General features: G+C 68.5%; 6 protein-coding genes and 1 pseudogene. 4 read left to right on the forward strand and 3 right to left on the reverse strand.

What is annotated here, in order from left to right:
- The 3 genes and pseudogenes from ASG00_RS12830 to ASG00_RS12840 all read left to right on the forward strand — a co-directional run.
- Positions 1-908: pseudogene (locus tag ASG00_RS12830) on the forward strand (lyase family protein); the annotation flags it as partial.
- 69 nt (positions 909-977) lie between these two features.
- Positions 978-2,435, forward strand: coding sequence for a sensor histidine kinase (locus tag ASG00_RS15855; protein ID WP_235557413.1), 1,458 nt, complete (start codon positions 978-980; stop codon positions 2,433-2,435).
- Positions 2,432-3,091 carry a response regulator transcription factor gene (locus ASG00_RS12840; protein ID WP_045248685.1) on the forward strand — a complete coding sequence of 220 codons (660 nt, stop codon included), beginning with the start codon at positions 2,432-2,434 and terminating at the stop codon, positions 3,089-3,091. Before ASG00_RS15855 ends, ASG00_RS12840 begins: the two co-directional genes overlap by 4 nt.
- 272 nt (positions 3,092-3,363) lie before the next feature.
- On the opposite strand, the gene ASG00_RS12845 is transcribed toward ASG00_RS12840, so the two are convergent.
- On the reverse strand, positions 3,364-4,628 hold a 1,265-nt coding region (locus ASG00_RS12845), incomplete at its 5' end, for a PhoH family protein (RefSeq protein WP_156456262.1).
- A 243-nt stretch (positions 4,629-4,871) separates the two neighbouring features.
- A complete protein-coding gene (locus tag ASG00_RS12850; RefSeq protein WP_056210090.1) occupies positions 4,872-5,654 on the reverse strand; it encodes an isoprenyl transferase in 783 nt (260 codons plus the stop codon).
- A gap of 80 nt (positions 5,655-5,734) precedes the next feature.
- On the opposite strand from ASG00_RS12850, the gene trhA reads away from it, so the two are divergent.
- Positions 5,735-6,445 (forward strand): PAQR family membrane homeostasis protein TrhA, encoded by a 711-nt coding sequence (gene trhA, locus ASG00_RS12855; protein WP_056210092.1) that lies wholly within the window; start codon positions 5,735-5,737, stop codon positions 6,443-6,445.
- 14 nt (positions 6,446-6,459) lie between these two features.
- Here trhA and ASG00_RS15500 read toward each other — a convergent pair.
- A partial coding sequence (locus ASG00_RS15500) for a FeoB-associated Cys-rich membrane protein (RefSeq protein ID WP_082483249.1) occupies positions 6,460-6,674 on the reverse strand: 215 nt, incomplete at its 5' end.

Consider the following 6,674-nt stretch of genomic DNA (forward strand, 5'->3'; position numbering starts at 1 on the left):
TCGCGGTGGCACTGGAGAAGAAGGCCGTGCTCTGGAAGGACGCCGTCAAGTCGGGCCGCACCCACCTGATGGATGCCACGCCCGTCACCCTCGGGCAGGAATTCGGCGGCTACGCACGCCAGGTGCGTCTCGGCATCGAGCGCATCGATGCCGTGCTCCCCCGCGTGAGCGAGGTGCCCCTCGGCGGCACGGCCGTCGGCACCGGCATCAACACCCCGCTCGGCTTCCCACAGAAGGTCATCGCCCTGCTCGCCGCCGAGACCGGCCTGCCGATCACCGAGGCCGAAGACCACTTCGAGGCCCAGGGCGCGCGAGACGGCCTCGTCGAGGCATCCGGCGCCCTGCGCACCATCGCGGTGTCGCTCACCAAGATCAACAACGACCTGCGGTGGATGGGCTCCGGCCCGAACACGGGCCTCGGCGAGCTGCACATCCCCGACCTTCAGCCCGGCTCCTCGATCATGCCCGGCAAGGTCAACCCCGTCATCCCCGAGGCGACACTCATGGTCGCCGCGCGGGTCATCGGCAACGACGCGACGGTCGCGTGGGCCGGGGCATCCGGCGCGTTCGAGCTGAACGTCGCGATCCCGGTCATGGGCACGGCGCTGCTCGAGTCGATCCGTCTGCTCGCGAACGCGACCCGCGTTCTCGCCGACAAGACGGTGGACGGCCTCGAGGCGAACCTCGAGCGTGCCGCCGCGTTCGCCGGCATGTCGCCGTCGATCGTCACGCCCCTCAACAAGGTGATCGGCTACGAGGCCGCCGCCAAGATCGCGAAGCACTCGGTCAAGAAGGGCATCACGGTGCGCGAGGCGGTCATCGACCTCGGCTACGTCGAGCGCGGCGAGATCACCCTCGAGCAGCTCGACGAGAAGCTCGACCTGCTCTCGATGACGCACGCCGGCTGACCCCGCGGCATCCGACCCGCCTGTGGCCTCTTCCGAGGGGCCGCAGGCGGGTCGCGCCATAATCGGAGCGTGGAGCAGTCACGGCGAGTCACGTCCGCGCGCATGCGGATCCTCAGCGCTCTCGTGGCCGTCACGACGCTCGGACTGCTGCTGACCGGCGCCATCAGCTTCTTCCTGCAGTACGAGCGCACGCTCGCGAGCATCGACGCGAAGCTCACCGAGAAGGTGAAGAGCCTGCCGTCACCGGCCACGGCTACGTCGGTGTCCGCGTACCTCGAGTCGGTCGTGACCGGCTTCCTGCCGGTGCCCAACGAGGCGGTCTTCGGCATCGTCGACGGACAGGCGGCTGTGTTTCCGGCCGCCGGCACGGAGTTCGGTGAGGGCGACGAGAAGGAGATCGTCTCCGCCGCCCTCGCCCAACCGGGTGCCGACGGGCACACCGTGCTGGGCACGGTCACGACCGCCGATGCCGGCACCGTGCGCTACATCGTGCAGCCGGTCTCGGTGCCGGGCGACGGGCGCACCGGCGCCTACGTGCGGATCGTCGGGCTCGACGCCGAGCTGCTGCCGTTCCGCGCCTCGGTGATCAGCTACGCGATCGCCGGAGTCGCAGTGCTCGCCGCCGTCGCGCTCATGAGCTGGTTCCTGACCGGACGACTGCTCGCACCGTTGCGTCGACTCCAGGAGACCGCGGAAGCCGTGACACTCGGCCACTTCGGCGACCGGGTCGAGACCGACGGCGATGACGAGATCGCCGACTTCACGCGCACGGTGAATTCTATGTTCGACCGTCTCGAGGCCTCCGTCGACACCCAGCGGCAACTGCTCGACGACGTCAGGCACGAACTGAAGACACCCCTGACGATCATGCGCGGCCATCTCGAGATGATGAATCCGCGCGACCCCGTCGATGTCGAGGGCGTCCGTCAGCTCGGCCTGTCCGAGCTCGACCGCATGACCCAGCTCGTCGATGACATCGACCTCCTCGCGTCCGCGGAGGACAGCGACCAGTTCCAGCGCCAGGACATCGACGTGTTCGATCTGACCCTTCGGGTCGGCGGGCTCGTCACGGCCATCCCCGATCATCTCTGGGTCGTCACCGACCGAGGCTCGGGCGTCGTCGTGGGCGACGACGCGCGTCTGCGCCAGGCATGGCTGCAGCTGGCCGACAATGCGGCGAAGTACGCACCCGCGGGCAGCACGATCGAGATCGGCAGCGCGGTCGTGGACGACGTCGCTCGGCTGTGGGTGCGCGATCACGGACCCGGCATCGCACCCGCGGACCGGCGGCGCGTGTTCCGACGGTTCGACAGGGCGCAGGCGGGGCGCGGCGTGAACGGTTCGGGCCTGGGCCTCGCGATCGTCGACGCGATCGCCCGGGCTCACGGCGGTTCCTGCGTCGTGACGGAGACGCCGGGCGGCGGCGCCACGCTCACGATCGAACTCCCCCTGCACCGCAGTGCCCCCGCGCTGCCGACTCCGGTGCGCGCCGAAGACGTGCTGCACCAGCGGAAGGCCTCCGAATGACCCGCATCCTCATCGTCGAAGACGAACCCCGTATCGCGACCTTCGTGCAGCGGGGATTGGAGACCGCCGGCTACGAGACGGAGATCGTGGACAACGGCTTCGACGGCGCGGAACGTGCGCTCTCCCCCGACATCGATCTCGTCCTCCTCGACGTCGGACTCCCCGGCATCGACGGCTTCGAGGTCCTGCGTCAGGTGCGCGGGCAGGGCTCCTCCGTGCCGATCATCATGCTGACCGCCCGCACGTCGACACGCGACACGGTGGATGGGCTGGATGCCGGCGCGAACGACTACGTCGCGAAGCCCTTCACGTTCGAGGAGCTGCTGGCTCGGGTGCGCTCTCGGTTGCGCGAGAACACCACGCCCACGACGCCCGTGACGATCGTGCGCGGGGAGGTCGCCCTCGACGTCATGACCCGACGGGCCGCCGTCGACGGACGGGAGTTCGATCTGTCAGCGCGGGAGTTCGCGCTCGCCGAGCAGTTCCTCCGGCACCCCGGCCAGGTGCTGAGCCGCGAGTATCTGCTGAGCAAGGTCTGGGGTCTCGACTTCGATCCCGGCTCGAACGTGGTCGATGTCTACGTTCGTTACCTCCGCAGCAAGCTCGGCGCCGATCGCATCACGACGGTGCGCGGAGCCGGCTATCGGTGGGACTGACCCCTCATGAGAGAAGCCCCCGGTGTGGGGGCACCGGGGGCTGACGAGGAGACTCGGAACCCGAACCGTCCGATCCTCGGTCGCGACAACCGGGGGGTCCGTCGCGATCACTCAGTTATCCACCGGATCGACATGGGGGGGGTGGGGGGAGCCGATCCGATGCGGCAGGCGAACCTCGTCGCCGCTGCATCCATCCTGACGCGTCCAGGCGCCGAACGCCCCCCTTTCCAGATGAGAGTGTTCTCATCTTTCAGGGGGGCGCTCGAGATGCCTCAGGACAGTTCGCCGGCCTCGAGCAGATCGGTCACGAGGGCCGCGATCGCCGACCGCTCGCTGCGCTGGAGCGTGACGTGACCGAACAGCTCGTGCCCCTTGAGCGTCTCGATCACCGAGGCCACGCCGTCGTGCCGTCCGACGCGCAGATTGTCACGCTGGGCGACGTCGTGGGTGAGCACGACGCGGGAGTTCTGCCCCATGCGGCTGAGCACGGTCAGAAGCACGTTGCGCTCGAGCGACTGCGCCTCGTCGACGATCACGAACGCGTCGTGCAGCGAGCGACCGCGGATGTGGGTGAGCGGGAGGACCTCGAGGATGCCGCGCTCGGTGACCTCCTCGAGCACGTTGGAAGAGACCACCGAGCCCAGCGTGTCGAACACCGCCTGACTCCAGGGGTTCATCTTCTCGGCCTGGTCACCGGGAAGGTAGCCGAGCTCCTGGCCACCGACCGCGAACAGCGGCCGGAACACGATGATCTTGCGCTGCTGCTGCCGTTCGAGCACTGCCTCGAGACCCGCGCAGAGGGCGAGCGCCGACTTGCCGGTGCCGGCGCGCCCACCGAGGGACACGATGCCGACGCCGGGGTCGGTGAGCAGGTCGATCGCGATGCGCTGCTCGGCGGAGCGACCGTGGAGGCCGAAGACATCGCGATCGCCACGCACGAGGCGGAACGAGCCGTCACCCGAAACCCGGCCGAGTGCCGAGCCCCGCTCGGAGTGGATGATGAGACCGGTGTTGACGGGGAGGCCTGCGGCATCCTCGCTCACCGCGATCTCCGTCTCGTAGAGGTCGCTCATCTCATCGCCCGTGAGATTCACCGAGGCGATCCCCGTCCAGCCCGAGTCCACGGCCTGCTCGGCCAGGTACTCCTCGGCGATGATGCCGAGGGAGGACGCCTTCACGCGCATCGGGAGGTCTTTGGAGACCACGGTCACGTCGTGACCCTCGGACATGAGGTTCAGCGCGACAGCGAGGATGCGCGAATCGTTGTCTCCCAGGCGCAGGCCCGAGGGGAGCACCGTCGGATCAGTGTTGTTCAGCTCCACGCGGAGCGTTCCGCCCTCGCCGACCGGGACCGGGAAGTCGAGTCTGCCGTGCTCGACGCGCAACTCGTCGAGGTGGCGAAGAGCCTGCCGGGCGAAGTAGCCGAGTTCGGGATCGTGCCGCTTCCCTTCGAGTTCGGTGATCACCACGACGGGGATCACGACGGAGTGCTCCGCGAACCGGAAGAACGCGCGTGGATCGCTCAGCAGGACGGAGGNNNNCTGCTGGCGTGGTGCTCGTGTGGTCACAACCGCTCCCGACCCGGGACGTGTCCCGGTGACTCGCGAGTCGACCGTTGGGCCACGAGTCGCGATCCAGGTGGCCGACTCGACCGGGCGCCTTGCCCGATGAGCACAACCTACGACCAACGGCTGCATCACCCGCATTCGACGCGGCGTGTCTCGCGTTACCGCTTCGTGAACAGCCCGCGTCCGTCGTGATACGCGCGAGAAGTACCTGATCAGCCGCCGAAACGGCGATCACGTGAGGCGAAGTCGCGGATGGCGCGCAGGAAGTCGACCTCGCGCAGGTCGGGGCCGAGCGCCTCCACGAAGTAGAACTCGCTGTGGGCGCTCTGCCAGAGCAGGAAGTCGCTGAGGCGCTGCTCCCCCGAGGTACGGATGACCAGGTCGGGATCGGGCTGCCCTCCGGTGTAGAGATGCTCGGCGATCTGCTCGGGCGTGAGGCTCGCGGCGAGCTCCTCGAGGGTTCCGCCACGCTCGTCGTGCTGGGTGATGATGCTGCGCACCGCGTCGACGATCTCGCCGCGTCCGCCGTACCCGATCGCGAGGTTGACGTGCATGCCCGTGTGCGCGGCGGTGCGGTAGGCGACATCTCTCAGCACGCGCTGCAGCTCGTCGGGAAGGAGGTCGAGTCGACCGACGGGCTGCACGCGCCAGTCCCGTTCATGGGACAGATCGTCGGCGAGCTGGCCGATGATCTCGATGAGGTCGGTGAGCTCTCCGCTGTCCCGTTTACGGAGGTTGTCGACAGAGAGCAGGTAGAGCGAGGCCACCGAGACGCCCACGTCGTCGCACCAGCGCAGGAACTCGCGCATCTTGGCCGCGCCGGCACGATGCCCGTGTGCGGCCGAGTCGTAACCGAGCTGTCTCGCCCACCGCCGGTTGCCGTCGATCATCATCGCGACGTGACGCGGCACCTGGGCAGGCGGGATCTGACGCAGCAGACTGTTGATGTAGAGGCGGTACAGCGGACCGCGGCCCTCCTGCGTTCGGCTCGACATCACCGTCCTACGCTATCGCTCTGCTGCGTATTCACCCCATGTACGACGGCTGGCATGGGCACGCCCGTAGTCTCGTTCCGATGAGCCGTTCTTCGCGAGACGTCCCTCAGCTCCCGCTCCTCGAGGCAGGAGCGGTTGCCGCGCACACGGATCTCAAGCCCACCTGGCGCGGCTGGATCCACGCCGGCACGTTCCCCGTGGCCCTCGCCGCCGGCATCGTGCTCATCTGCCTCGCAGACGGCACCGTCGCGAAGTGGGCGGCGGCGATCTTCATGACCACTTCGCTGCTGCTGTTCGGCAACTCCGCCGTGTACCACCGCTTCAACTGGGGACCGCGCGTCAAGGCGACGCTCAAGCGCATCGACCACGCGAACATCCTGCTGCTGATCGCGGGCACGTACACGCCGCTCGGTCTCCTCGCCCTCCCTCCCCAGAAGTCGACGCTCCTGCTGTCCCTGGTGTGGGGTGGGGCGCTCCTCGGCATCCTCTTCCGCGTGCTCTGGATCAACGCGCCGCGCTGGCTCTACGTCGCGCTCTACATAGTGCTCGGCTGGGCGGCGGTCATGTACATCGGCGATCTGGTCGCGGCGAACGTCGCGATGATGGTGCTGGTCGTCGTCGGCGGGCTGCTCTATACGGCCGGCGCCGTCGTCTACGCGCTGAAGCGGCCGAACCCGTGGCCCGGGGCGTTCGGCTTCCACGAGATCTTCCACGTGTGCACCGTGCTCGCGTTCCTGTGCCACTGGGCGGCGAGCCTGCTCATCTGCCTCCGTCCGGCCTTCAACGCCTGAGCGGGCGGCCGTCGTCAGGCGCGGGGCGACCCGTCGTCGTCGCCGGATGCCGCGGCATCCTCTGCGGCGTCGAGTTCTTCGTTGATCTGCGCGCGGTAGTTTCCGCGGCGGATGCGGCGCAGCATGTCCCATACGAGGAAGAAGACGGCGACGGCGAGAACGCCGCCGACGATGAATCCGGCCGGTCCCGGTGTGACGAGGATCGGGTCGACGTCGCTCGGCGAGGGGG

Origin of the sequence: Microbacterium sp. Leaf351, from assembly GCF_001423825.1 — a bacterium.
Taxonomy (GTDB): Bacteria; Actinomycetota; Actinomycetes; order Actinomycetales; family Microbacteriaceae; genus Microbacterium; species Microbacterium ginsengisoli.

Excerpts from the sequence above, each read along its gene's own strand:
- ASG00_RS12840 (WP_045248685.1), top strand. The coding sequence starts at position 2,432 with ATGACCCGCATCCTCATCGTCGAAGACGAACCCCGTATCGCGACCTTC.
- trhA (WP_056210092.1), top strand. The coding sequence starts at position 5,735 with ATGAGCCGTTCTTCGCGAGACGTCCCTCAGCTCCCGCTCCTCGAGGCA.
- ASG00_RS12850 (WP_056210090.1), bottom strand. The coding sequence starts at position 5,654 with ATGTCGAGCCGAACGCAGGAGGGCCGCGGTCCGCTGTACCGCCTCTAC.